22 protein-coding genes are annotated in these 26,357 nt (G+C 67.1%); 13 read left to right on the top strand and 9 right to left on the bottom strand.

Features of this window, described 5'->3' with window-relative positions; translation table 11 throughout:
• Positions 1-57: 57 nt before the first annotated feature.
• On the bottom strand, positions 58-453 hold the full coding sequence (locus GJV80_RS10265; RefSeq protein ID WP_154687816.1) for a VOC family protein: 396 nt from the start codon (positions 451-453) through the stop codon (positions 58-60).
• Positions 454-489: 36 nt separating this feature from the next.
• Here GJV80_RS10265 and hisF point away from each other — a divergent pair, with 36 nt between their 5' ends.
• Genes hisF through ilvD form a run of 5 tightly spaced genes read left to right on the top strand, consistent with a single transcriptional unit; the run spans position 490 to position 5,622 of the window.
• Positions 490-1,251, top strand: coding sequence for an imidazole glycerol phosphate synthase subunit HisF (gene hisF, locus GJV80_RS10260; protein WP_154687815.1), 762 nt, complete (start codon positions 490-492; stop codon positions 1,249-1,251).
• Positions 1,252-1,274: 23 nt separating this feature from the next.
• Complete coding sequence (locus GJV80_RS10255) at positions 1,275-2,195, top strand: 2-hydroxyacid dehydrogenase (RefSeq protein WP_154687814.1); 921 nt, start codon at positions 1,275-1,277, stop codon at positions 2,193-2,195.
• Positions 2,192-2,608: an HIT family protein gene (locus tag GJV80_RS10250; protein ID WP_154687813.1), complete on the top strand. Its 417-nt coding sequence runs from the start codon at positions 2,192-2,194 to the stop codon at positions 2,606-2,608. The genes GJV80_RS10255 and GJV80_RS10250 overlap by 4 nt, the downstream gene beginning before the upstream one ends.
• Positions 2,595-3,884, top strand: coding sequence for a glycosyltransferase 87 family protein (locus tag GJV80_RS10245; RefSeq protein WP_154687812.1), 1,290 nt, complete (start codon positions 2,595-2,597; stop codon positions 3,882-3,884). The genes GJV80_RS10250 and GJV80_RS10245 overlap by 14 nt, the downstream gene beginning before the upstream one ends.
• A gap of 10 nt (positions 3,885-3,894) precedes the next feature.
• Positions 3,895-5,622: a dihydroxy-acid dehydratase gene (gene ilvD / locus GJV80_RS10240; protein WP_154687811.1), complete on the top strand. Its 1,728-nt coding sequence runs from the start codon at positions 3,895-3,897 to the stop codon at positions 5,620-5,622.
• Between the two features lie 17 nt (positions 5,623-5,639).
• On the opposite strand, the gene GJV80_RS10235 is transcribed toward ilvD, so the two are convergent.
• The 3 genes from GJV80_RS10235 to GJV80_RS10225 form a co-directional block, all read right to left on the bottom strand.
• Positions 5,640-8,249 carry a DUF4062 domain-containing protein gene (locus GJV80_RS10235; RefSeq protein ID WP_154687810.1) on the bottom strand — a complete coding sequence of 870 codons (2,610 nt, stop codon included), beginning with the start codon at positions 8,247-8,249 and terminating at the stop codon, positions 5,640-5,642.
• A 119-nt stretch (positions 8,250-8,368) separates the two neighbouring features.
• Positions 8,369-9,316: a phytanoyl-CoA dioxygenase family protein gene (locus GJV80_RS10230; protein ID WP_154687809.1), complete on the bottom strand. Its 948-nt coding sequence runs from the start codon at positions 9,314-9,316 to the stop codon at positions 8,369-8,371.
• A gap of 187 nt (positions 9,317-9,503) precedes the next feature.
• Complete coding sequence (locus GJV80_RS10225; RefSeq protein WP_154687808.1) at positions 9,504-10,415, bottom strand: AraC family transcriptional regulator; 912 nt, start codon at positions 10,413-10,415, stop codon at positions 9,504-9,506.
• A gap of 92 nt (positions 10,416-10,507) precedes the next feature.
• On the opposite strand from GJV80_RS10225, the gene GJV80_RS10220 reads away from it, so the two are divergent.
• The 8 genes from GJV80_RS10220 to GJV80_RS10185 all read left to right on the top strand — a co-directional run bounded on the left by GJV80_RS10220 (position 10,508) and on the right by GJV80_RS10185 (position 21,716).
• On the top strand, positions 10,508-13,915 hold the full coding sequence (locus tag GJV80_RS10220; protein WP_154687807.1) for a DUF5107 domain-containing protein: 3,408 nt from the start codon (positions 10,508-10,510) through the stop codon (positions 13,913-13,915).
• On the top strand, positions 13,912-15,264 hold the full coding sequence (locus tag GJV80_RS10215; RefSeq protein WP_154687806.1) for a cellulase-like family protein: 1,353 nt from the start codon (positions 13,912-13,914) through the stop codon (positions 15,262-15,264). Before GJV80_RS10220 ends, GJV80_RS10215 begins: the two co-directional genes overlap by 4 nt.
• Positions 15,261-16,577, top strand: coding sequence for an ABC transporter substrate-binding protein (locus GJV80_RS10210; RefSeq protein WP_230208332.1), 1,317 nt, complete (start codon positions 15,261-15,263; stop codon positions 16,575-16,577). Before GJV80_RS10215 ends, GJV80_RS10210 begins: the two co-directional genes overlap by 4 nt.
• Positions 16,578-16,608: 31 nt before the next feature.
• The gene (locus tag GJV80_RS10205) at positions 16,609-17,562 is read left to right on the top strand and encodes a carbohydrate ABC transporter permease (RefSeq protein ID WP_230208331.1); all 954 of its coding nucleotides are present in this window, start codon (positions 16,609-16,611) and stop codon (positions 17,560-17,562) included.
• 93 nt (positions 17,563-17,655) lie between these two features.
• A complete protein-coding gene (locus tag GJV80_RS10200; RefSeq protein WP_154687804.1) occupies positions 17,656-18,441 on the top strand; it encodes a carbohydrate ABC transporter permease in 786 nt (261 codons plus the stop codon).
• A 43-nt stretch (positions 18,442-18,484) separates the two neighbouring features.
• Entirely contained in the window at positions 18,485-19,270 is a 786-nt protein-coding gene (locus GJV80_RS10195; protein ID WP_154687803.1) for a hypothetical protein, read from the top strand.
• A 33-nt stretch (positions 19,271-19,303) separates the two neighbouring features.
• On the top strand, positions 19,304-20,482 hold the full coding sequence (locus GJV80_RS10190) for a winged helix DNA-binding domain-containing protein (protein WP_154687802.1): 1,179 nt from the start codon (positions 19,304-19,306) through the stop codon (positions 20,480-20,482).
• Between the two features lie 46 nt (positions 20,483-20,528).
• Complete coding sequence (locus tag GJV80_RS10185) at positions 20,529-21,716, top strand: enolase C-terminal domain-like protein (RefSeq protein ID WP_154687801.1); 1,188 nt, start codon at positions 20,529-20,531, stop codon at positions 21,714-21,716.
• Here GJV80_RS10185 and GJV80_RS10180 read toward each other — a convergent pair whose 3' ends face one another.
• The 5 genes from GJV80_RS10180 to GJV80_RS10160 form a co-directional block, all read right to left on the bottom strand.
• A complete protein-coding gene (locus tag GJV80_RS10180) occupies positions 21,717-22,592 on the bottom strand; it encodes an aldo/keto reductase (RefSeq protein ID WP_154687800.1) in 876 nt (291 codons plus the stop codon). It abuts the gene before it with no gap.
• 77 nt (positions 22,593-22,669) lie between these two features.
• Positions 22,670-23,077: a universal stress protein gene (locus GJV80_RS10175; RefSeq protein ID WP_154687799.1), complete on the bottom strand. Its 408-nt coding sequence runs from the start codon at positions 23,075-23,077 to the stop codon at positions 22,670-22,672.
• A 10-nt stretch (positions 23,078-23,087) separates the two neighbouring features.
• On the bottom strand, positions 23,088-23,912 hold the full coding sequence (locus tag GJV80_RS10170; RefSeq protein ID WP_154687798.1) for an ATP-binding cassette domain-containing protein: 825 nt from the start codon (positions 23,910-23,912) through the stop codon (positions 23,088-23,090).
• Positions 23,912-24,934 (bottom strand): ABC transporter permease, encoded by a 1,023-nt coding sequence (locus GJV80_RS10165; RefSeq protein ID WP_154687797.1) that lies wholly within the window; start codon positions 24,932-24,934, stop codon positions 23,912-23,914. The genes GJV80_RS10170 and GJV80_RS10165 overlap by 1 nt, the downstream gene beginning before the upstream one ends.
• 72 nt (positions 24,935-25,006) lie before the next feature.
• Entirely contained in the window at positions 25,007-25,876 is an 870-nt protein-coding gene (locus tag GJV80_RS10160) for a substrate-binding domain-containing protein (protein ID WP_230208330.1), read from the bottom strand.
• Positions 25,877-26,357: the final 481 nt, after the last annotated feature.

Raw genomic sequence — 26,357 nt, 5'->3', positions numbered from 1 at the left:
GATCACTGACAGCGGACCGTGTCAAAGTGTTGTCCGTACGTGATCAGTGTTGCCCGTTCACGAGGCGACGATCTCCACCTCGAAACCATGATCATTCTCCAGGTATGCCGCGTAGTGGTCCCGGCCGCCGGCGTAGGGATGCCGATCGGCGAACAGCACGGTCCAACCATGAGCAGGGGCCGCTGCGACGATATGGTCGATCAGCTCCCGGGCGGCCGTGACAGCCAGATGGTTGATGCCGGGGTGCAGCCGGCTGTAGGCGCCCGAGTCGAGGTCGGGTGACTCCTCGATCACCACGTAGCTTCCGTCACCGGCCCGCCAGGAACGCCCGCCCTCCCAGCGCTGGTACGGCTCCCAACCCAGTTCGCCGAAGAGCCAGTCCCAGGACGGCAGATGGGCGTCGAGGTCGGGCAGCCACAGTTCGACGTGATGGATGGACGCACGATCGTTCATTCGTTCATCATGGCCCGCCGGTTTAGGGTTTGGTGCATGAGTCTGGCGGTGCGGGTCATCCCGTGTCTCGATGTGCACGACGGCCGCGTCGTGAAGGGCGTCAACTTCACCAACCTGCGCGACGCCGGTGATCCGGTCGAGCTCGCGGCGGTTTACGACCAGGAGGGGGCCGACGAGGTCACCTTTCTGGACATCTCGGCGTCTGCCGAGGGCCGCGAGACCACCGTCGACATGGTGCGGGAGACCGCCGGCAGTGTCTTCATCCCGTTGACCGTCGGCGGGGGCATCTCCTCGGTCGCCGATGTCGACCGGATGCTGCGGGCCGGGGCGGACAAGGTGGCGGTGAACACCGCAGCGATCCATCGGCCCGAGCTGATCGGCGAGATCAGCCGGCGGTTCGGCAACCAGGTGCTGGTGCTCTCGCTCGATGCCCGCCGCGAGCCCGAGCAACCGTCCGGCTTCGGCGTGACAACCCACGGCGGGCGGAAGGCTGCCGGTCTGGACGCGCTGGAATGGGCTCGGCGAGCCGCCGAACTCGGCGTCGGTGAGATCCTGCTCAACTCCATGGACGCCGACGGCACCACCGACGGATTCGACCTGGAGATGATCCGCGCGGTCCGCCGGGTGGTCGACGTGCCGCTGATCGCATCCGGCGGCGCCGGCAGCGCCGACGACTTCCCGCCGGCAGTCGACGCGGGAGCGGATGCGGTGCTCGCCGCGACCGTCTTCCACTACGGGACGCTGACTGTCGCCGACGTCAAGAAGGCGCTGACGACGGCCGGTTACCCGGTTCGTTGAGGTCTCCTGGCAAGATCGACCTCATGCGTGTGTGGGTGCCCTTCGAATCGGAAGCCGAAGCCCGGGAGAAACTCGGTGAGTTACCGGACAACCTCGAACTCGACTTCTACAACGGCGGTGAGTTCCCGTCGACCGCCGATGAAGTGGAGTTCTACATCCACCCCTACCTCGGCGATCCCGACCCGTGGGAGCGGTTCGGTGAGCTGCCCAGGCTGAAGGTCGTGCAGATCCAGTCCGCCGGCTATGACGACATCAAGCCGTACATCCCCCAGGGCGTCACGCTGTGCAACGCCGCCGGTGTGCACGACGCCAGCACCGCCGAACTGGCGGTCGCGCTGTCCCTGGCGCTGGGCCGGCACCTCGACGAGTTCGCCCGGAACCAGACGACCGGCACCTGGCAGACGGCCTTCGGCAGCTCGATCGCCGACAAGCGGGTGACGATCCTCGGTTACGGCCACATCGGCCAGGCCATCGAGCGCCGCCTGACCGGTTTCGAGGTCGCCTCGATCACCCGCGTCGCCCGCCGGGCCCGAAGCGAGCCGGTGCCGGTGCACCCGATCACCGAGCTGGATCGTGTGCTGCCGGCGACCGACGTGCTGTTCCTGATCACCCCGCTCACGCCACAGACCGAGAAGATCATCGACAAACACGCCCTCTCATTGCTGCCCGACGGCGCACAGGTGATCAACGTCGGTCGCGGGCGACTGATCGACACCGACGCGCTGGTCGCGGAGACGAGCACCGGGCGGATCACCGCAGGCCTCGACGTAACCGACCCCGAACCGCTGCCGGCAGACCACCCGCTGTGGCGCAGCCCCGGCGTCCTGATCTCGCCGCACGTGGGCGGAGCGAGCAGCGCGTTCTATCCGCGCACCCGGGCCCTGATGGCCGCGCAGCTGCGCCGGTACGCCACCGGCCGGCCGCTGGAGAACGTGGTGCTATGACCGAGAACACGACGACCGCCGATTGCGTGTTCTGCAAGATCATCGCCGGCGACATCCCGTCCCGGAAGGTCGATGAGGACGATCATTCCTACTCCTTCCTCGACGTCGCGCCGTTCCATCCCGGCCACACCCTTGTGGTGCCCAAGCGTCACGTCGACAGCTTCCTTGCCGACCCGCCGGCGTTGTCGGAGATCACCCCGGCCATCGACCGGGTCTCCCGGCTGGTGACACAGAGGCTGGACGCCGAGGGCATGAACCTCTTCTCCTCGGCCGGTGCCATCGCCGGACAGGAGGTCTTCCACCTGCACGTCCATCTGGTGCCGCGGTACGCCGACAGCGGCGCCTGCGGAATCTCTTCGGTTTCAAACCGGCCGCGACCGACGAGGACCTGGAGGCGGTATGGCAACAACTGACCGGCCGCTGACCGGGGCACGGCGATTCCGCCGCTGGCTGGTCGAGTTCTTACCGGCCTACGTGGTGTCGCTGGCCATGCTGCCGTTGATCATCGCCGGCGGACGATTCTGGCCGTTCAGGCCGTCGACGATGGATCTCCAGGTCTACTACTACGCCGTCCGGGCGATGCTGCACGGCCAGAACATCATGGAGTGGACATCCCCAGGATTCCATCTCTGGTTCATCTATCCGCCGGCCGCGGCGATCATCATGCTGCCGTTGGCCGTCGGCCCCTTCATCGTCTGGGAACTGCTCTGGATCGCCGGCCTGGTGATCGCGCAGAACGTTGTGATGATCAGATGCGGAGTACCGCGCGGCTGGCCGTTGGCCCTGCTCTCCCTTGCCCTGGTGATCGGGATGGAACCGATCCGGACGACCATCGGCTACGGCCAGATCAACACGTTCCTGATGGTGTTGGTGATCATCGACCTGCTTCCGGCCGATCCCGGTCGTAAGCGGCGGATCCCCCAGGGCGTCCTGATCGGGCTCGCTGCGGCGGTCAAACTCACCCCGGCGATCTTCGTACTGATGCTGCTGCTGCTCGGCAAGAAGAAGCCGGCCCTTACCGCGATCATCACCTTCGTCGTGCTGACCGCGATCGGCACCATCGTCCAGCCGTCGGCAACGGTGTCCTACCTGAAGAGCCTGGCCGGCGGAAACACCCACACCTCCGGGCCGGTCTACGTCGGCAACCAGTCGTTGCTCGGCGTCGTGCTGCGGCTCTTCGGCGAGAACCCCACCAACACCTACATCGGGCTCGGCGTCTCGGTGATCATGGCGATCCTCGCGGCTGTCGTCGGAGCGCACTGGTGGAAACAGGGTGCCCATGTGCTGGCGATCGCCTTCGTCGGGCTGGGCAGCAACCTCGCCTCGCCGCTGTCCTGGACCCACCACTTCGTCTGGATCCTGCCGCTGGCGGTGGCCGTTCTCTATCAACTGCGTCGCCGACCCTGGCCGGGTGCCCGCGCCGGCCATGTGCCGATGCCGCGTTGGTTGCTGATCTGCTCGGCGGCCATCGTGCTCTACGTCAGCGCCTGCCTCCCGCTGGCGCTGTTGCCGTACTCCGCGGGCGCGGCGGATTCCTACGATGCACTCCAGGAACTGATCGCGAACCTCGGCCCCTTGCTGATCACTGCCGTGCTGATCGCCGCGGCGTTGCTGATGGTCGTACGCTCACGGCGGCAGGCTGTGCCCAAAGGTCGGTCCGGTGCCGGGCAGCTGATCCAGCAAGGGTAGTTTGACGCCTATGTCCAGCAGCACTGTCGATTCCAGCACGCCTACGTCCGGCGCGGGTGGCAACGGTCCCGATATCAAGCCCCGCTCGCGTACCGTCACCGATGGTCTGGAAGCCACCGCGGCCCGCGGAATGCTGCGCGCCGTCGGCATGGGCGACGAGGACTTCGCCAAACCGCAGATCGGCGTCGCCTCCAGCTGGAACGAGATCACTCCCTGCAACCTGTCGCTCGACCGGCTTGCCAAGGCCGTCAAGAACGGCGTGCACGCCGCCGGCGGGTATCCGCTGGAGTTCGGCACCATCTCCGTCTCCGACGGCATCTCGATGGGCCACGTCGGCATGCACTACTCGCTGGTCAGCCGAGAGATCATCGCCGACTCGGTGGAGACGGTGATGGAGGCCGAGCGGCTGGACGGGTCGGTGCTGCTGGCCGGCTGCGACAAGTCCCTGCCCGGCATGCTGATGGCCGCGGCCCGTCTTGATCTTGCCTCGGTGTTCCTCTACGCCGGGTCGATCATGCCCGGCAGCGTCGACGGCAAGGACGTCACGATCATCGACGCGTTCGAGGCCGTCGGCGCCTGCGTCCGCGGCCTGATCAGCCGCGAGGAGGTGGACCGCATCGAACGTGCGATCTGTCCGGGCGAGGGCGCCTGTGGCGGCATGTACACGGCGAACACCATGGCCAGTGCCGCAGAGGCGCTCGGCATGTCGATCCCTGGATCGGCCGCGCCGCCGGCCGTGGACCGGCGCCGGGACGGGTTCGCCCACCGCAGCGGTGAAGCAGTAGTCACCATGCTCAAGCAGGGCATCACCGCCCGGCAGATCATGACCCGCGAGGCGTTCGAGAACGCGATCGCCGTGGTGATGGCGTTCGGCGGTTCGACCAATGCCGTGCTGCATCTGCTGGCGATCGCCAACGAGGCCGGCGTGGAGTTGACCATGGAGGACTTCGCCCGGATCGGCAGGAAGGTACCGCACCTGGGCGACCTGAAGCCGTTCGGCCGGTTCGTGATGAACGACGTGGACAAGATCGGCGGCGTGCCGGTGGTGATGAAGGCTTTGCTCGACGCCGGTCTGATCCACGGTGATTGCCTGACCGTGACGGGGAAGACGGTTGCGGAGAATCTCGCCGACATCAACCCACCGGACGTCGACGGCAAGATCATCCGGGCGCTCTCCGAGCCGATCCACCCGACCGGCGGCATCACCATCCTGCACGGCTCACTGGCACCCGAGGGTGCGGTCGTCAAGAGCGCAGGCTTCGACGACACCGTGATCGAGGGCACCGCGAGGGTCTTCGACGGCGAGCGTGCCGCGATGGATGCGCTGGAGGACGGCACCATCACCGGCGGCGATGTCGTGGTGATCCGCTACGAGGGCCCCAAGGGTGGCCCCGGCATGCGCGAGATGCTCGCCATCACCGGTGCGATCAAGGGCGCCGGTCTCGGCAAGGACGTCATGTTGATCACCGACGGACGGTTCTCCGGCGGCACCACCGGGCTGTGTGTCGGTCACATCGCGCCAGAGGCCACCGAGGGTGGCCCGATCGCCCTGGTCGAGGACGGGGACAAGATCATCCTTGATGTTGCCCAGGGGACACTGGAACTCGACGTTCCCGCCGAAGAGCTGGAACGGCGTCGGGCCGCCTGGGTGCTGCCGCACCGCCCGCAGCCTCGCGGTGTGCTGGCCAAGTACGCCAAGCTGGTCAAGTCCGCCAACGTCGGCGCAGTCTGTTCCTGATCACTGATCACAGCGGATCAGACCGCGGTCGGTTGCAGCAGGTCGGCGAGTTCGCGCCGGCCGTCCAAGGTCCGGCCCCGGTCCTGCGCCGCGGCGAAAGCACTGTCGCCAAGCCGGGTCCGGAGCGCGTCGGAGCAGCGCTGCTCCAGGACGCCGATCATCGGCCACGGACGGATCTCGAGCGGCGCGCGGAGGGCATCGGCGGCGCCGAGCAACTCGGCGCCCCGGCTCTCGTCGCCGTGCAGCAGGGCAATTCCGGCCGCGACAGCCAGACAGCGGGCCATACCGTCCAGATGCACGAGATCGAGGTAGTAGGGCGCGGCGATCTGGAGGTGTGCGGCCGCTTCCGCCGCGTTACCGGCCTGGGCCGAGAACGCGGCGAGGTGAAATTCGGCGTCGGCGTTCAGATTCAGGTCGCCCAGTTCGCGGCTGATCTGCACGGCCTCGCGGTAATGCCCGGCGGCGGTCTCCGGCTGCCCGTCCAACAACGAGGCATCGCCCAGATGCGTCAGGGCGTAGCCGCGCCCCGCGCGATAGCCGCAGTCGGTGAAGATGTCGACCGCCCGGGCCAGGCGTTCCCGGGCCGTGCGCACCTCGGAACCGCGGCCGGGCAGGGTGCTCAGACCGGACACCATCAGAGCCATTCCGTAGAGACGGTCCTCCAGCAACCGCATCTCGGGTAACCAGTAGCGCAGCATGCTGTTCGCCTCGGCATAGCGGCAGGCGTTGACCAGCTGTCCCATGTGCAGCCAGCTCAATGCCGCCCGGTCCCGACCATGATCATCCACCTCATGATCATCCACCTCATGATCATGATCACCGCCGGACAGCTGCTGGAGCCAGCCGGAGACGTCGGGGAGGTGACGGATCCGTCCACGCAGCTGTCCCCAGACCCAGCACGAGCCGAGAGCGCTGATCAACGGCGCCAGCGGTCGGCGTTCGGCATGCAACCAGGTCAGCGTGGCCGAAAGATCACCGAGGCGTCCGTCGAGGGTGAGCGCGGCCTGCGCCTGGTCGGCACTGTGCAACCGCGGCGCGGCGGCGGCGTACACCCTGATCAGCTGACGTTCGAGTGCCGCGGAACAGGCGTCCACCTCACCCGATGCCGCCAACTGGCTGCGCGCCTGGGCGCGGATGGTCTCCAGCATCGTGAAGGCCGGCTGGCCGTCCGGGCGGGTGGTCGGCGACACCAGACTGTGATCCAGCAGGGTACCCAATCCGGCGGGCACGTCCAGCCCGTCCCAGCCACAGACCCTGATCGCCCCGTCAAGGGTGAACGAACCGGAGAAGACGGCGAGTCGGGCGAACAGCGGCTGGGCGGGTCCGCCGAGCAGCCCGCGGCTCCATTCGACCGTTGCCCGCAACGTTCGTTGGCGAGGCGGGAGGTCTGCGTACGCGGCATCGGAGGTCTGGCCGGCCAACCAGTCGTCGATCCGGGCCAGTAACTGGTCCGGGGTGAACAGGCGGAGTTGGGGAGCGGCCAGTTCGAGCGCCAACGGAAGTCCGTCCAACCGGCGACAGAGCGCAACGATGGCGTCCCGGTTGTGATCGTTGACGGTGAAGTCGGGTTGCGCCGCCCGGGCACGCTCCTCGAACAGGGTGACGGCCGGCCCTGTGCCGTCGGATCCGAGGGATTCGGTGACCGGCAGCGGGCGGATCCGGTACTCGGTCTCTCCGCGCAGCCGCAGCAGTCGCCGGCTGGTCACCAGCAGTTGCAGGCGAGGGCATCGCTGCAACAGCGTCACCAGTTCCGGTCCGGCGTCGAGCACCTGCTCGAAATTGTCGATGACGATCAACCACGAGCCCACACTCAACTGCCTGACCAGGGCGTCCGTGACGTTCTCCCGGCCCTCCTCACGAATGCCGGCGCCGACGGCGAGAGCGACAAGGACACCTTGTGGATCGCTGACCGCGGACAGGTCGACGAACGTGGAGTCCCCGCCCCGGGCCTGCTGGAGGTGGTCGAGCACGGCAAGGGCGACCCGCGTCTTGCCGACCCCACCGGCGCCGGTCAGCGTGATCAGCCGCCGTCCGGACTGCACCAGACCGGCGATGTCGTCGATCTCGGTACTCCTGCCGACCAGGCTCGTGGTCGGCTCCGGAGCCGCCCCCGAAGCGCCGCGGGACGTCGGCACCGCTGCCGGTGCGAACCGCTCGGTGAGCATCAGCGCCAGGTCGTCGAGCACCAGCAGGCGCAACTCCTCGGCGGTCGAGAAGGACTTGTAACTCACGGTGTCGCCGGACTGCAGCCGTTTCAGCAGGGCGGAGAGCCTCGGCTCGATGTCGGGCGCCGGTCGCTTCAGGTACATCAGCTTCGGCATGCCGTCGGACAGCTCGAACTCATCCTCGAGACCGGAGATGGTCATGTCCGGAGCGACCCAACCGTAGCGCTGCCAGTAGATGCCGACAAAGACGTCGGACTGCAGCAGATAGGACCGGTACAGGGCCCGCGGCGGATGCGGCCGGGCACCCATCTCGAACATGATCGGACTGAGCCGCAGCTGTTCGACGGCGGACCGGACCGCGCGGCGCTCGTCCACCAGCTCGCCGAGCGTCGACGAGACGAAGACCCGGAGCCGTCGATCAGGTGTCCGGATAAGAATCTGCTCTGCATCCCCCGATTGCATGCCTACCCCCGCGCAGCAGCGTAGTGCCCGGCACGGTGGCCGGTGGCCAACGACGCGAATCCGTGTCGATGATCAAGAAGTCGGCCATCATCCCGCGATCCGGCCCCGGCCGCTTCGACTCAGCAGATCTTGTGCTTCTGCCAGCGCAGTTCCTCGTCGTGGTCGACGAGCTGCAGGTCGCGATCGGTCCAGTAGTACTTGAGGCTCTCGTCGGTCCAGCCGTGATAGACCTCGTCCCAGCTCAGCACGCCGCAGTGCGGCGTGATGGAGCCACGCGTGATCGGCTCGTCGTCGCGCTGATAGCGCATGTCGAGCGACAGCCGGACCTGCTCGCCACGGATGTTCGGCTGGCTTCGATGCACGGTCAGGCTGGTGAAGGTCAGCACATCACCGGCGCGAAAATCGGCCACTCCCCAGTTGTAGCCGGAATTGCAGATGTACGCCTCCAGCTCGCCCGCACCCTTGGCGGCGTGATAGGTCAGCAGGCCGTCCGCGTGCGATCCGACCAGGACGGTCAGGCCTCCCAGCTCGACCGGGCAGTCGCCCAGCGGGAACCAGGCGGTCCAGACGTTCTTGGTGCCCTGGATGTGGATGAAGTCCTGGTGTGCGGGTGTCGGCGCCGAATCCGTGCCGGGCACCATCACCCTGGCGATCGACAGCGGCTGGCGCAGCACGTGACCGCCGAGCAGACCGTCGTACAGACCCAGCAGTGCAGGGTCGTGGCCGATGCCGTGGAAGTCCTGGATGCGATAGACGTCCTGATACGCATCCAGAGGGACGCCCGTGCCGCAGAAGGCGGCGGCGACCGGATCGACCGTGTCGAAGGCTTCGACATCGGCGATGCCGTCCATCACGTCGGTGCCGGCCCTGAGCCAGCCGTGATCGGCGACCACCTGCATGATCTGCCGCCGAACGTTCAGCACCTTGTCACGGTCCAACAGGCCGCGGAAGAACAGGTAACCGTCCGTACCGGCCCGCTCGAGCAGCCTCGGCGGATCACCGAGCAGTGGGGTGGAGTCAGTCAGCTCGACCGACGGGAGTTGGGTACTGTCTGCGACGGCCGTCATTGGCCTGCCTCCTCATGCCTGATGCACGGTTGGTCCGGGTGCGCGGCTGTGCCGGGTCGGACGCAGCGACCTCTGACATCGAATCTGCCACGCTGACGTTTCAACTCCGACGCTGCCACATCCGAACGATCACAGCAAGGCCACTCGGGTACCGGCCGGCGGGTGGATGATCATTCCGGGGCCACCGTCACAGGCCGATGATCACGGTCGGCTTCCCGGTCGCCTGGTGCCCCGCCTCCTCACGGGCACGGGCCCGGAACGCACTCGGGCTGGTCTGGTTGACGGCACGGAACACCCGGGAGAAGTAGAACGCATCACGATAGCCGACGGCGGTGGCGATCTCGGCGATCGTGCGATCGCTGGTGATCAACAGTTGCCGCGCCCGAGCCATCCGGAGGCGCTTGACGTACTCGATCACCGAATAGCCGGTGAACGCCCGGAAACGGGCCGAGAAATGGGACGGACTGAATCCGGCCAGTTCGGCCAGCTCGGGAATCCGCACCGGCGCCGTCAGGTGCTGGCGAAGATGATCTTGCACCAGCCGAAGTGGTTCGGTATTGCCCGACCGCTGCCGTTCGGCAGCCAGTCTGGCCAGCAGATTCCAGCCGAGGCCGGCCGCCGCGATCAGACTGGCCCAGGTCTCGTCCCGTTCCAGGGTGTCACAGATGGCCTCGACCAGTGCGAACGCGGCCACCGGATCGCTCAGCGCGGCCACCGGCTTGATCGCGGTCAGCCCGATCGCCTCGACCAACTCGTCGACGTCGGCGCCGGTGACATGCAGCCACCAGATGGACCAGGGATCGGTCGTGTGGGCGTAGTACTGGTGTGGGGTGCGCGCCGGGATCAGCATCAGCTGTCCGGCGGCGACCTCATGACGTACGCCGTCGAGAACGCCCCAGCCCGCGCCGTCGGCACACATGATCAGAATGGTCTGTCCGGCGCCGGTCCGCCGAACCCGCCCGTGCATCGCCGCATGCGGGAAATATCCAGCGTCGGTGATCATCAAGCGGCTCGTCGGTGGCCGGGTCAGCGCCTCCTGGACCAGCGGGCCGGGTAGCACATGCAGCCGCTGACCGGGGAACCCGTCGCGCAGATACATCCCGCCACCGTAGGACAGTTCAGAGAATCGTCCAGGTCGATCGTCGAATTGTGCATTCCTCGACCGCGTCCGTCCGACCTAGCGTGTCGATCATGCGCAACGCGGCGTTCGCTCTTCCGGCCCGTCCGGCCCGGCTGGTCGGAGCCGCGACCGCCGCGTGGGCGGAGCCCATCGAGCTACCCACGTATCTGCCGGATCCGCCGAGCCGTTATCCGGCCTACCTTGACCGACGCGTCTACCAGGGATCCTCGGGCCGGGTCTATCCGCTGCCCTTCCATGACCGCATCGCCGAGCATCCCGTGCCGCATCGCTGGCTCGGCCTGCATCTGGAGAACGAATACCTCCGGGTGCTGGTGCTGCCCGAACTCGGCGGTCGGATCCACCTCGTCGTCGACAAGCGCACCGAGTATCCGATCTTCTACGCCAATCCGGTGATCAAACCTGCGCTGGTCGGACTGGCCGGACCGTGGCTGGCGGGTGGGGTGGAATTCAACTGGCCGCAGCACCATCGCCCGGCCACGTTCCTGCCCACCGCGTGGTCGGTCGATCACGGTGCGGACGACGGTGCGGACGACAGCGAGGTCACGGTGTGGTGTTCCGACCACGACCCGTTCGCCCGGATGAAGGGAATGCACGGGATCAGGCTCATGGCAGGCTCGACGCTGCTGGAACTGCAGGTCCGCCTCTACAACCGCAGCGATCTGCCGCAGACCTTCCTCTGGTGGGCCAACGCTGCCGCGGAGGTCCATGCGGACTATCAGTCGTTCTTTCCCGGCGACGTCCACCTGGTCGCCGACCACGCCCGCCGGGCACTCAGCACGTTTCCCACCGCCACCGGCAGCTACTACGGCGTCGACTATCCGGCCCGGCGCCCCCAGGAGACCCGTCCGGGCAGCGATCGCCGGGTGCCCGGCGACCGCCTGGACTGGTACCGCAACATACCGGTGCCGACGTCGTACATGTGCCTGGACTCGACCGGTGATTTCTTCGGCGGGTACGATCACCGCGCCGATGCCGGGTTCGTCCACTGGGCCGATCACCAGATAGCCGTCGGCAAGAAGCAGTGGACCTGGGGTGACGCGCCGTTCGGGCACGTCTGGAATGCCAACCTCGCCGATGACGGATCCGCCTACATCGAACTGATGGCCGGCGTCTACACCGACAACCAGCCCGACTTCTCCCACCTGGCACCAGGGGAGACCAAGGCGTTCAGCCAGTACTGGTATCCGCTGGCCGGCACCGGACCGGCAGCGGCGGCGGGCCGCGACGCCGCCCTGTCGATCCTCGCCGACGAGTCCTCGACACGGCTCAACGTCGAAGTGACCCGGGCACTGCCGGACGCCGACATCGTCCTGACCGCGGCCGATGGCGCGACCGCGCACCATGTGGTCGATCTTGTCCCGGACCGACCATTCGGGCTCGATCTGACCGGCCGGCCGGCGACCGTCGAACTTCGGGTCGGCGGAGGCATCCTCGTCGCCTGGTCCGAACCGGAACCGGACCCCTCCCGGCGTGGCCAATCGACCGGGGCGGCGGTCGAGCCGCCGCCACCAGCGGCCGTGGACAGCGTCGAAGTGCTCTTCCTGATCGGTCGGCATCTGCAGCAGTACCGGCACGCCACCCGGTCGCCGGAACCGTACTGGCGCGAGGCGCTGCACCGCGATCCCGGCCACGCTGCCAGCCACGTCGCGCTCGCGGCACGCCGTTACGACGAGGGTCTGTTCGCAGCAGCAGAACAGCACCTCCGAACGGCGATCGAGCGGCTGACCAGCTACAACCGGAACCCGGTCGAGGGCGAGGCGCACTATCGCCTCGGTCTGACTCTGCTCCGGCTCGGCAGGGAGGAGGAGGCGTACACCGCCTTCGCCAAAGCGGGTTGGCTGCGCGCCTGGGCCGGACCGGCCGGCTTCCAGCTGGCACTGCTGGACGCCCGAGCAGGTCGGAACCGTGCGGCGCTGTCCCGCGTCGACCAGGCGCTGCGCGGCGAACCGGAACATCTCCAGGCCGCCGCACTGCGCATCCTCCTGCTGCGCCGGCTGGGCAGGGTCGCCGAGGCCGACGCGGACCTGCGCAGGTCGCGACGGGCTGATCCGCTGGACGTCTGGACCTGGGTGATCGACGGCTGCCCCCAACAGGCCGGCCGGTTCGGCGGGCTCGCCGAGACCCAGCTGTTGATCGACGTCGCCGGAGAGTTCGCCAGGGCGGGCGACGATGGGCAGGCTCTGGCCCAACTGGAGCAGGCCCGCAGCCTGGATGCCCATCGTCCGTTGGGCCAGACCGCCGGCGGACTGACCGCTGCCTACCGGGCCGCGGCACTGCTGCACCGGCGAGGCGACACGGACGAGGCCGGGCGGGTCCGGCGCCGCGCCGCCGAAGGTGATCGTGGCTGGAACTTCCCGTCCCGGCTCGATGATGTCGGCGCTCTGGAAGATGCTGTCGCCGCCGACCGGACAGATGCCACGGCAGCCGCCCTGCTCGGGCACTGGCTGTACGCGAACGGCCGGCCGGCCGAGGCGATCCGGCGCTGGCGGGACAGTCTCGCGGGCGACCCGTCCGACCCGGTCGTGTGGCGCAATCTCGCCGTTGCGTTGGTCAACACCGAAGACGACGGCGGCGCCGCACTCTCGGCCTACGAGCGGGCGATCGAACGGTCACCGCGGGACGGTCGGCTCTGGTATGAGAGCGATCAGCTGAGGCGCCGCGTCGGCTGGTCGCCGGCCGAACGGCTACGGCTGCTGGAGGACGCCGACGCCCCGGTCCACAGCCGTGACGACCTGTCCGTCGAGTACGCCCAGCTGTTGATCACCGCGGGACGTCTGGGCGAAGCGCTCAGTTTGCTCTCCCGACGACGGTTCCAGCCGTGGGAGGGTGGCGAGGGACAGGTGCTGCGCGCCTGGGACCGGGCCAATGTGCTGCTGGCCACCCGCGCTCTGCGCAGCGGCCATCCCGGGGCGGCGCGCGAACACCTCGATCGCGCACTCGTACCGCCCACCTCGCTGGGCGAGGCCAGGCACCCTCTGGCCAACCCGTCGCAGCTGCTGTTGCTCAGCGGTGACGTCGCCGCGGCGGCCGGCGACGCGGCCGCCGCTCGCGAAGCGTGGCAGCGTGCGGCCCGAATCGTCGGGGACTTCTCCGGGATGGCGCCGCAGCCGTATTCCGACAACACCTACTTCTCCGTGCTCGCCGCTCGAGCCGTCGGTGATCATGAGCTGGCCGTCGGGCTGGTCGACGGACTGTCCGGCCACGTCAAGCGACTCGCCGAAACCCCGGCCAAGATCGACTACTTCGCCACCTCTCTGCCCAACCTGCTGCTCTTTGATGAGGATCCGCAGCGGTCCCGCGATCTTGTGGTCGGCCTGCTGCGCGCCCAGCTGGGGGTGTTGACCGACGACGTCGAGACCGCGGCCGGTGAACTGGAGTCTCTGCTGACCCTCGACCCGAGCCATGAGGCGGCAACAGATCTCCGTCGCGATCTTGATCACCGGAAGGAACGCCGATGACGCCACCGAGGACCTATCAACCGGTTCCGCTGCCGGCTCACCTGCCGAACCGGCTGACGATCACGCTCTGGGACTTCTCCTGGTACGTCCGGACCGGGCCGGGTGAGCCGTTCGCCGATCTCGACCGGGTCTTCGCCGAGGCCGTCCAGCGGGGCTACAACACGATCCGCATCTGTGCCATGCCCTATCTGCTGTTCGGCAGTGGCCTGGACACCACGACGATCCGGCTCGGTCCGCTGGGTGCAGTGAACGGCAGCGGTCCGGAGCGAACCGGATACGGGCAACGGGTGCGCTGGTACGACGTCGCGACGCCGACCGCGATCGACGGCCGCGCCCACCTGGTGAATCTGTTCGAGGCGGCCCGACGACACGACTGCTTCGTCATCCTCTCGTCGTGGGAGTACCAGCAGAGCTCCGCGTTCGCCGACAGCAGCGACTGGTGTGACGCCTTGCTGGCCGTCGATCCTGAGCGGCGGGCCGAACGCCAGGCGGTCGCGCTCGCCGACCTGATCGACTTCCTGGCCGATCATGACCTCGACGACCGGATCGCCTTCACCGAGATCCACAACGAGGTCCAGGTGGGGCACCTCGCCGAGGGGCTGACCGAAGACACGCAGGAGCGCGTCGTCGCACTTCGGCCGCGGCTGGAGCGAGCCCTTGCGGCCTTCCACAGCAGGCATCCCGGCCGTCCGGTCACGGTCAACTACGCCCGGGTGCCGGCCGGGTCAATGCGCGGGATACCGGAGACGATCGACGTCTTGGTCACCCATCCGTACGTCTACGGCGTACTGGAGCAGTTGATCAACGAATACGGTCTACGGTCACCGGTTGAGGAGTTCGACCAGTCCCGCGCCGAGACGGACCTGCTGCGGGCCGGCGCGCCGAAGATCACCGAATGGCAGCCGTCGGACCCCTGGCGGTTGCGGGCGACGATCGTGTCGGCGCCGGAGGTGTACGTCCACGACTGGGGTGACCCGGAGGCTATAGACCGTTGGCTCTACCGTCGCTATCCGGCCTGGGAGCAGCAGATGAACACCACACTGCGCATCTGGCTGGACGTGGCCCGCGACTGGGCCGTCGATCACGGCGTACCCCTGGTCTTCGGTGAAGGCTGGATCGGCTACACACCACGTGACGGCCGGTTCGAGGAGGGACCCATCGGTGCGGAATTCTGTCGGCTGGCGGTGGCGGAGTCGGTTCGGGTCGGTGCCCGCGGCACCGTGATCTGTTCCAACGCCGCACCGCAGCATGCCATGTGGTCCGACATCGTCCTTCAGCAACAGTGCAACGCGGCCTTTCTCGCTGGGGTCGATCCGCGCCGCCAGACAGCAGTTCGAAGGAGAACATGATCATGAATGCTCGACCCGTACCGACCGGCACCACCCGCCGCGGTCTGCTGCTGGGCGGTGCCGCGGTAGGCAGCTCGTTGTTCCTGGGCGGCTGCATCGGCGGCGGCAGCCAGGGCTCCTCGCAGCCGACCGTCGCGCAGAAGAAGAACGCGCCGCTGACCTTGCAGTCCGATCTGGCCGATCCCGGACCGAAAGCCGGTTTGAAGAAGGTCGTCGACGGTTACACGAAGAACAAGGTCACCGTGAACACGGTGGCCACCGAGCAGTTCCGGGCGCAGCTGTCGACCTACCTGACCTCCTCGGACCCGCCCGACGTGATCACCTGGCTGGCCGGTGCGGTCGCCCGGGACTATGCGAGCAAGGGCTACCTTCTCGACGTCTCGGACCTGTGGAGCGGTGACGGGTCGTGCGCGTCGTTCTCACCCGCCCTCAAGGCATTGTCCACCGACGGGCAGGGCCATCAGATCTTCGTGCCGACCAGCTACTACTGGTGGAGCATCTTCTACCGGAAGTCGGCCTTCGACGAATGGGGCGTGAGCGTCCCGACCACGTGGGACGACTTCATGGCCCTGCTCGACACGCTGAAGGGCAAAGGCGTCTACCCGCTCACCTGCGGGACCGGCTCGACGGCGTGGATGTCCTCCGGTTGGTTCGACTACCTCGACCTGCGGATCAACGGTGCCCAGTTCCACCGCGATCTGCTGGCCGGCAAACATTCCTTCGACAGTGCCGAGGTCCGCAATGTGATGAAGACCTATGGCACGCTGATCCCGTACTTCGATCCGAAGGGCCGGTCCTACAGCGCCCAGGAGGCAGCCACACCGCTGGCCAACAAGAAGGCCGCCATGTATCTCATCGGTGCCTTCGTCACCGAGTACCTGCCCAAGAAGATGCAGGACGACATCGACTTCTTCTCGGTGCCGACCATCGATCCGTCCATCCCGTCGGCCGAAGAGGCGCCGACCGACGGCTTCTTCGCCAGTTCGCGGACCAAGAATGTTGCGGGCACCAAGGATCTGTTGAACTACCTCGCCTCGCCCGAACAGCAGCAGGCCTACATCGAGGCCGCAGGTTCCTCCAACCTGCCGACCTCTCCCGATGTCGACACCTCCAACTTCTCACCGCTGGTCCAGAAGGGCATCAAGTTGCTGGCCGACACCAAGGAGATCACCCAGTTCTTCAACCGCGACTCCTCCGACGCCCTGCAGACCACAGCCGACACCGCGCTGACCCGGTTCCTTGATCATCCCGAGGAACTGAACAGCATTCTGAAGAGCTGGCAGGAAGCGGCGACCAAGGTACGGAACGCGTGACCGGGCCACACCGCGATACGGGGGCCGGACCGTGAGCGCCACAGCATCCGCGCGACCCGTACCGGCCGATCTCGAGGATCATCGACCGCCAGCCGGTGAACGTACCCGGCACGGCCGGGGCCCGCGACGCGTCCCGCCGGTCGTCTGGTTGCTGCTCCTCGTCCCGTTGGCCGTCGAGATGTTCTGGGTGTTCTGGCCGGCGTTCAACAGCTTCCAGTTGTCCTTCACGAAATGGAGCGGAGTAGGCGCGGCCCAACCCGTCGGCCTGCAGAACTATCGCACCCTGTTGACCGACGACCCGATCTTTCGGACCGCGATCAAGAACAACATCATCTGGATCGTGGCGTTCGGCGGTATCTCGGTCGTGGTCGGTCTCTCTTTGGCGGTCGCCCTGAACCGACCGCGACGAGGCGTCGGCATCTACCGCAGCGCCATCTATCTGCCGATGGTCTTTTCGCTGGCGGTCAGCGGCCTGTTCTGGCAGGTGCTGTACCAGCCGGACGGCCCGATCAACGGCGCGCTGGCGGCGATCGGCATCAACACCAACAACCACCAGTGGCTGGCCGATCCCAGCACGGCCCTCGGTGCGATCCTGGTCGCGGCGGTTTGGCGGCAGGCCGGATACATCATGGTCTTGTATCTGGCGGGTCTGAAGGGCTGCGATCCGCAACTGGAAGAAGCGGCTGCCGTCGACGGGGCGAACCGCTGGCAACGATTCACCCACATCGTGATGCCGCAGCTGCGCAATGTGAACACCGTCGTGTTCGCCGTCACGGTGATCGATTCGCTGCGCACCTTCGACATCGTCTGGGCGATGACCCGAGGCGGTCCGTACAACAGCACCCAACTGCTCAGCACATACATGTACCAGGTCGGCTTCACTTTGGTGAATCTCGGCTACGGATCGGCGATCGCCGTGGTGATCTTCGTGCTGGCGATCGTCTTCATCATCACCTACCTGGCTCGCGCCACCCGGGAGGACTGACCGGTGACCGCCACCACTTCGATCGCTTCCGGGCGGACGCCACCGCCTACGCGCGTGCGACGGCGACGACACCCATGGGTGTTCCACGTCGTGATGACACCGATCGCTGTTCTGTGGGTCCTGCCGCTGGTCTTCGTGGTCATGATCGCGATCCGTAGCTTCGACGACATCGCCGGCAACGGTCTGGGGTCCTGGCCGCGGGAGTTCACGCTGGGCGCCTTCCGGACCGCGTGGGTCGACGGCAGCATCGGCCAGGCTCTCGGCAACAGCATCGTGATCACCGTCAGCGTGGTGGTCGTCGTGCTGTTACTGGCCTCGCTGTCGGCCTTCGCACTCAGCCGGTATCGCATCCCGTTCGGCCGGGCGATCCTGTTGATCATGCTCGCCGGCAACCTGCTGCCGCCGCAGATCCTGCTCATCCCGGTGGCGAAGATCTGCGAGCTGCTGGGTATCTACGACACGCTGCTGGCCGTCGTCGCCGTCCAGGTCGGCTTCGGAATGGGCTTCTTCACCTTCGTCCTGTACGGGTTCATGAGGTCGCTGCCGGACGAGCTGTTCGAAGCCGCTCGGATCGACGGTGCCGGTGATCTGCGCATCTACGCGACGATGGTGATGCCGTTGTGTCGTCCCGCGCTGGCCGCTCTCGCCGCACTGGAAAGCACCTGGGTGTTCAACGACCTGCTGTGGGCCCTGACGGTCCTGCGGACCGACACGAAGTTTCCGATCACCGCAGCGTTGCTCAACCTGCAGGGGGGCTACAGCTCCTCGTGGAACGTGATCGCTGCCGGATCACTGATCGCGGCGATCCCGACAACCATCGTCTTCTTCGCCTTCCAGCGGCACTTCGTCTCCGGGCTGCTGGTAGGGGTGAACAAGTGACAGACCGGCCCGGCGCCGCATGGGACGGCGCGGACGGAGCGAGGTGATCAATCGCGGCTGCCTGCCTCTCGACTGGCAGGTCGATCTCGGCCACGGTGGGCGTTGGACCTCCTGGCGGGCCGGGGACCGCGAGTGGCTGTGGCAGAACCCGCTGGTACCGGCCGCGGAGCGCCATCGTGCCCGGCCCGGCGCGGCCTTCATCGATGCCGGCGGCGCCGAGGAGTGTTTTCCGACGATTCGTGGATTGCCCGATCACGGCGACGCCTGGTCCCGGCCATGGTCGGGTACGAACCGTTCTGCTGCGGTCGACATCCCGGGCAACGGCACACTCCGGCGCACCATCGCGGACGGTCCGGCGCCGGAGATCACCTATCGAATCGACGGCCGACCCGGAACATCATTCCTGCACGCCCTGCATGCGTTGCTCGCGGTGAGCAGCCGGGCGGTGCTCGACATTCCGGACGCGAAACGGATGACCGTTCTCGACGACTTGGATCCCGAGCGGTGGTGGCCGTCCGGGCTTGATCGACTGAGTGCGGCTGACGGCACCGCCGTCTGCGCCATTGTGCCCGACGTCAGGCGGGCGGTGATCATCGACGGCGACGATCGGCTGGAGCTGGAGTGGGACTGTGCCGAATCGCCCGAGCTGTGCTCCCTGATGGTCTGGCGGAATCTCGGCGGCTGGCCGCCACAATCGCCGTACCGGTCGATCGGCATCGAACCGATGGTCGGTCGGGCAGCCGACCTGGCGTCGGCGCGCGAGGGCAGCTGTCCGGTGGTCGGTCCGTCGGGCACATTCCGGTGGTCGGTGCGGCTGTCTGCCCGGTGACCGAACCAGGTGCCGCTTTGGCAGGATGCGGGCATGCAACGGATCAGTGTGCAGCAGCGCAGGTCACAACTGGCCCGACGGCAACGATTGGTCGGGCTACCGCCGGGCGATGTCGGCGCATTGACCCGGGATCTGGTCTGTCTGCACGCCACGGACCCGGCGACCGTCTATCTGTCCGCCCGTGCCAGGATTCCGGGCTTCGTCATCACCGATCTTGATCGGGCGCTGTATCAGGAGCGCTCGCTGATCAAGCAGTTGGCCATGCGCCGCACGCTCTTCGTGATCGACAGCGACCAGCTTTGTGATGTGCAACCGGCGGCGGGCGAGCGGGTGGCCGGATCCGAGTCGCGCAAGATGATCAAACTGATCGAGGAGAGCGGCGTGGCCTCGGACGGGGCACGCTGGCTGCGCCGGGCCAGGGCGGCGGTGCTGGATGCGCTGGCCGACGGCCGTGAAGCCACCTCGACCGAACTCAGGGACGAGTTGCCGATCCTGCAGCGCACCGTCCGTTCCGGCAGCGGCAAGTGGTCGGCCGAACAACCGATCGCGCCGCGGATCTTGACCATCCTGTCGGCGGAGGGGAGGGTGGTGCGGGCGACGAATCGGGGCGCCTGGTACACCTCGCGTCCGCGGTGGACGACCATGGAGTCGTGGCTGGGAGCTGGCTGGGAACCCACCGAGGCTGCTGTCGCTCATCGGCGGATGGTCCGTCGCTGGCTCAGCGCCTTCGGACCCGGCACTGCACAGGACATCAGATGGTGGCTCGGGTCGACGGTTGCCGCGGTCAAACGCTCGCTGGCCGAACTCGACCTCGTCGAAGTCGACCTTGACGGCGTGACCGGTTATCTGCTCGGCGATGATCTTGACGAGGTTCTGGAGGATCACCCGGTCGAGCCGTGGATTGCACTGCTCCCCGCCCTGGACCCGACGCCGATGGGCTGGACCGACCGGTCCTGGTATCTCGGAGATCACAAGAAGCTCGTCTACGACAGCAACGGCAACGCCGGTCCGACCATCTGGTGCGAGGGCCGGATCGTCGGCGGCTGGTGGCAGGAACCGGACGGGGTCGTCGTCGTCCACCACCTGGAGGACATCGGCCGCGGCGCGGAGGCTATGGTGAATGCCGAGGCTGAGCGGCTCACCGCCTGGCTGGACGGAAAGATCGTGATGCCGAGATTCCCGTCCCCGCTGGCCAGGGCCGTCGCCGGATGATCAACAGGTTTGATCACATCGCCTGAATCGGAGAGGGGCTGCTGGCTTGCGTACGATCAAGATCACCGCCGTTGACATCGAGGTTGTGACCGGAGCTCATCCCGAACCGCCGGAGGGTGGCCGGCAGAAGCAGGTCCGGCCGATCACGCTGTATCCCGAGCACCGGCCGCCGATGCAGCAGCCGCCGGCAGACCGGCCCGCCGAGCTCAGCTCGCTCTACCTGAGGATCAGCACGGACCACGGGATCAGCGGCTACTACGGCCCGATCGACTACGAGGCCGCCTGGCCGATCCTTGACCGCTACGCCGACTTCCTGGTCGGCCAGGATGCGCTGGCCGGCACCATCATCTGGGACAAGCTGGAACGGCTCGACCGGCATGCCCGACACGGCCATCTCAAGATCGCCATCAGCGCCATCGACAACGCGCTGTGGGACCTCCGCGGCAAGGTGTACGAGGCCCCGGTGTGGCAGCTGCTCGGTGGCGCGTCGCGGGACCGGATCCCGGCCTACGTCAGCACGCTGGGAACCTCGCTGGAACCTGAGACGGTCGCCGCAACGGCGGCCGAGCTGAAGGCCGCCGGATTCGACGGGCAGAAGTGGTTCTTCGCCGACGGTCCGGGCGACGGGCCGGACGGCCTGAGCCGCACCGTGGAACTGGCGCGGGCCGTCCGGCAGACCGTCGGCCCGGACTTTCCGATCATGTTCGATGCCTTCATGGGCTGGGATCTGGCGTTCGCCAGGGCCTGGATCGAACGGGTCCGTGATCTGCGTCCGACCTGGCTGGAGGAAGTTTTCCTGCCGAACCGGGTGGATGCGTTCGTCGAACTGCACCGCAGCACCGGTCAGCCGCTCAGTGCCGGCGAACACCTCTACGACCGGCCCGACGTGCTGCCGTTCCTGCAGTCCGGTGCGCTGTCAATCCTGCAATGCGATCCGGAATGGTGTGGGGGAGTCACCGAACTGGTCAGGATCTGTGCGCTCGCGGATTCGTTCACCGTGCCGGTGATCCCGCACGGCCACGGGCTGCACGCCGCGTTGCACGTTGTCGCGAGCCAGAGCCCGGCCACCTGCCCGAAGGTGGAGTATCTCTATCGGATCATGCCCAACCGGCACCATTTCGAGAAGCATCCGCTGGTCCCGGAGGGCGGCTCCTTCGCGCTGCCTCGGCGGCCCGGCTTCGGGATCGAACTGGACGAGTCCAAGATCACCGGGCGCGAGCTGCTGCGTCGCTGATCAGCGGACGTAGCGTTCGTGCATCCGGCCGAGATCGATTCGGCCGGATCTGTCGTTCACCAGTGCGACGTTCGCCCGGACCTCGTCAGGTGTGCGCATCCCGACCAGTGCGACGTCGACCAGGGGATTGGACAGCACGAATTGGATCAGTGCGGGCGTGTAGTCGAAGGTGTTGTTCGGGTTGACCGCCTGCACCCAACGCTGGAAGATGCCCGATGTCGAGGTCCGCATGGTGATGATGCCCAGCCCGCGGTCTTCGGCAACGATCATCGACCCGTACGGTCGGGACGGATCGTAGGGATGCTGGTAGATCAGGTTGTAGCACAGCTGCACGGCGTCGAACGCACCGCTGCGGATCAGCCGGTAGACGCCGTCGTTGGTGTCCTCCGAGGTGAATCCGACCGCCCCGATCAGCCCCTCGTCGCGGGCCGCGACCAACTGCTCGACCAGGCCGCCCGGGCGCAGCAGCCGGTCGACGTCCTCGGTGCTGTAGGACGATCCGTGCAGCTGCAGCAACTCGATCCGGTCACGCCGGAGCCGCTCCAGGCTGCTCTCCAACGATACCCGAAGATCATCGGGGGCCGTCTGGGGTGACACCTTGGTGGCGACGAACAGCCGGTGATCACCGACGGTGGTCACACCCTGGAGCGCCTCGCCGAAGACCCGCTCGCTGATCCCGGCGCCGTAGCCGGGGGCGGTGTCGAAATAGTTCACACCGGCGTCCAACGCGGTCTCGATGGCCGATACCGACCGCGCATGGGTCGCGGCGTCGGCGGGGTCGAATTCCTCGACGTAGTTGGCCAATCCGAGCGTCGCACCGCCGAAGCCAAGCCGACTGACGGTGGCACCGGTGCCACCGAGCGTCGTGTATTCCATGATCACAACCTACCGCCGGGGTCCCGAGATCCGGCATCAGGCAGCCTCGGCCATGGCCACGGCATGCCGGCGGCGGGCTACGGCTTGAGGACGGCTTGCCCAGGTTTGACCGACAGCACAGGGCAGCGGGCGTCGACCAGGATCGCCTGGGCCGTACTGCCGGAGATGATCTTTCCCACCGGGCTGCGGCGACGCAGCCCGATGACGATCAGGCCGGCGTCGAGCTCGTCGGCTGCCGCGAGGATCACTTCGGCGGCCGATGTCCGCCCGGCGGGCTGGCGGATCTCGTGGTTGATCCCCGCCTCAGTGAGTTCCGCGTCGACGGCATCGAGATCCTGCGCCGAGGCGAAGTTCGGATGAGCGTTGTTCCCGTGGTGACCGGTGTTGATCACCACCAGATCGTGCCCGCCGCGCGCCAGTTCGCGGGCTTGTTCGAAGGCGGCCGAACCTTCCGGACTGGGGATGTAGCCGACGATGATGATCATCTGCTTCCCGTCAGCGGAGGGTCTGTTCGTCGGGCTCGAGGGTCCGCGCACCGGTCATGATCGCAACCGCCTCCTCCATGCTGTGGCTCTGCGGGGTGATGACGCCGGCGACGCCGCCGAGGCGCTGGATGTGGATCCGGTCGGCGGTTTCGAAGACATTCGGCATGTTGTGACTGATCAGGATCACGGCCAGCCCACGGTCCCGCAGGTCCCGGACCAGTTTCAGCACCTGACCCGTCTCCCGGACGCCGAGCGCGGCGGTCGGTTCGTCCAGGATGACCACCTTGCTGCCGAAGGCGGCCGCCCGCGCCACCGCAACGACCTGGCGCTGACCACCGGACAGCGTCTCGACCGCCTGGTCGATGTTCTGCAGGGTGGTGATGCCGAGTTCGGAGATGAACTGCTGGGCGTGCTCGCGCATCGCCCGGCGATCGACCATCCGGAACACCGAACCCAACACCCCCGGACGGCGGATCTCCCGCGCCAGGAACAGGTTGCTGGTCACGTCGAGAGCCGGCGCCACGGCGAGGTTCTGGTAGACGGTCTCGATCCCTGCCGCGCGCGCATCCTGGGGGCTGCTGAAACGCGCCGGGCGACCGTCGATCATGATCGTTCCCTGGTCCGGCTGCAGGGCACCGGACAGGCACTTGATCAAGGTGGACTTGCCGGCACCGTTGTCGCCGATCACGGCCAACACCTCACCGGGATACAGGCGCAGGTCGACCCCGCGGAGGCCGACCACCCGGCCGAACAGCTTGACCAGCCCGGACGCCTCGAGGACCGGGCGTTCGTCCGTGGCCGCGCGTTGTTCTTCGGGAGCGGTTGCTGTGTTCATCAGCCCTTCACTCTCCTGATCCACTGATCGATGGCAACAGCGAGGATGACCAGAATGCCCGTCGCCAGCACCTGGTAGTTCGGGTCGACGCCGGCGAGGGCGAGGCCGCTGTTGAACGTCTGCACGATCAACGCACCGATCAGGGTGCCGACCACCGAACCGCGGCCGCCGAAGAGACTGGTGCCACCGATGACCACGGCGGTGATCGACAACAGGTTGTAGTTCAGACCGGCGTTGGGGTCCGCACCGCCGACCCGCCCGCAGACGATCCAGGCGGCGACGCCGACGCAGATGCCGGCCACCAGATAGGCACTGAACAACACACGCCGAGTCGCGATGCCGGCCAGTTGGGCCGCCTCCCGGTCGTCACCGGTGGCGTACAGATGGCGTCCCCAGGCCGACGTGCGTAAGGCGAAGCCCAGGACGAGGAACAACAACAGCATCAGCAGGACACCCCAGGTGACGCTGACCGGTCCCAGCCGCAGACTGGTCCCGGTCACCAGCAGGAAGGCGTCGGGATTCAGGGTGACTGTCTGGCCCTGGGCGTACAGCAGTGAGATCGCAGTGAAGATCGAGAACGTGCCGAGCGTGACGATGAACGGCGGCAGGTTGATGCGCGTCACCAGGAACCCGTTCAACAGGCCGGTGGCGACCGCGACCGCGAAGCCGATCAACAACGCGATCACGCCCGGCACCCCGTCGAAGCTGAGTTTGGCCATCACCAGCGAGGCGAGCACCATCGCCATGCCGATGGAAAGATCGACACCGGCGGTCAGGATGATCAAGGTCTGGCCCGCGGCCAGCGCGCCGACGACTGCCATCTGCTGCACCAGCAGGGACAGTGCCTGGGGCCGCAGGAAGCCCTCGGAAACGATGCCGAAGACGATGATCGCGACGATCAACACGATCAACGGGCTCAGCGCCGGACTGCCGTGCAGCAGATGCTGGATGCGTTCCAGCGGGCTGCGCCTCCGGCTCAGCAGATCCTCCACGCTGGCCGGATTCTCTACCTGGGTGGTCATCGGCTTCCTCTCCGCCGCCGCACGTCCTCAGAACGCGTCAGCTGTGAATGGCTCTGCTCTGCGGGCCGGTCGTCAGCCCCAACACTTCTTCGCAGCCTCATCCGGTGTCTGGCTGTCCACACCGTCCACCGGATGTGCCGTGGCAAGGGCAGTGCCGGTGTCGTAGAAGTCCTTCCCCTTGCTCTTCGGCGGCGGCGCGCCACCGCGGGCAATCTTCGCGACGGCATCGACACCGAGCCGTGCCATCTTGCCGGGGTATTGCACGGCGTCGGCGTCGAACTCACCGCTGCGCACCATCTCGATCCCGTCGCAGCTGCCGTCGATCACCACCAACAACACCTTGTCCGCCTTGCCGGCCGCCCGCAGTGCGGCATAGGCGCCCTCGCCGGCCGGTTCGTTCATCGCATAGACGACGTTGATGTTCGGATTGGCCGACAGACACTGCTCCATGGCCTGCCGGCCGCCGTCGATCGCTCCCTGGGTCGGTCGATGGCAGACGATCCGGTAGTCGCCGCCCTTGCCGCCCTTGTAGTGGCCGGACTTGGGTTCCAGTCCGTTGATCGCCCGGGGATCGTTCGGGATGCCCATGCCGTCGAGGAATCCGTGATCACGGGCGGTGTCCACCTCGACCACCTGGTCGTTGTACAGGTCGAGCATGGCGATCGTCGCCTTCTGACCGTTGAGCCGGGCGGCGGCGTACTTACCGATCAACAGGCCGGCCTGGTGGTTGTCGGTGGCGAAGGTGTTGTCGGCGGTGTCGACGGGAGTCAGGGGCGTGTCCAGCGCACTGACATACAGCCCCGACTCCTGCGCCTGGCGGAGCGCTGCGTTGATCGCATTGCCGTTGCTCGTCACCAGGATGCCCTTGTCCCCACGGGCCATCGCGGTGTAGATCTCGTTGATCTGGTTCTGGGTGTCGCCGTCCTGGGTTCCGGCGGCCACCGACAGTCGGATCCCCCTGACGCGCCGCCTCGGCCTGCGCTGCCTGCTTCATGGCGACGAAGTAGGGATTGGTCTGGGTCTTGAGGATCAGCGACACGCCGGGACGCGGATCAGGACCCCCGCAGGCGGTCAGTACGCAGCACAATCCCAGGAACAGGCACAGCAACGATCTCCTGAACCGTCCTCGGCCGGAACCGCGTCGGTGCATGGATCCTCCGCTTCGTCGTCTTCGCCGGCGATCACGTCGTTGGCCAGTTGATCCCTGTCGTCACGTCTAGGCAGGCTTCAGGTCTATCCGCGGGCCGCCTCGCTCGTCAAGACCGATGGCTCCGGCGTGTCCCCATCCGTACCCTGGCCACGTCGAGCAAGTCGGCCGCGCCGAGGACCGGTTGCCGGGCGACCAGATAGCAAGACGGGTGGTATCAGAAGTTGACATCGCCAGGTAGTTGGGCGCACGCTAGGTCCGTGCGTAATGCATCCA

Source organism: Microlunatus sp. Gsoil 973 (assembly GCF_009707365.1).
Lineage (GTDB): Bacteria > Actinomycetota > Actinomycetes > Propionibacteriales > Propionibacteriaceae > Microlunatus.
This window is presented reverse-complemented; position numbering and strand designations above follow the sequence as displayed.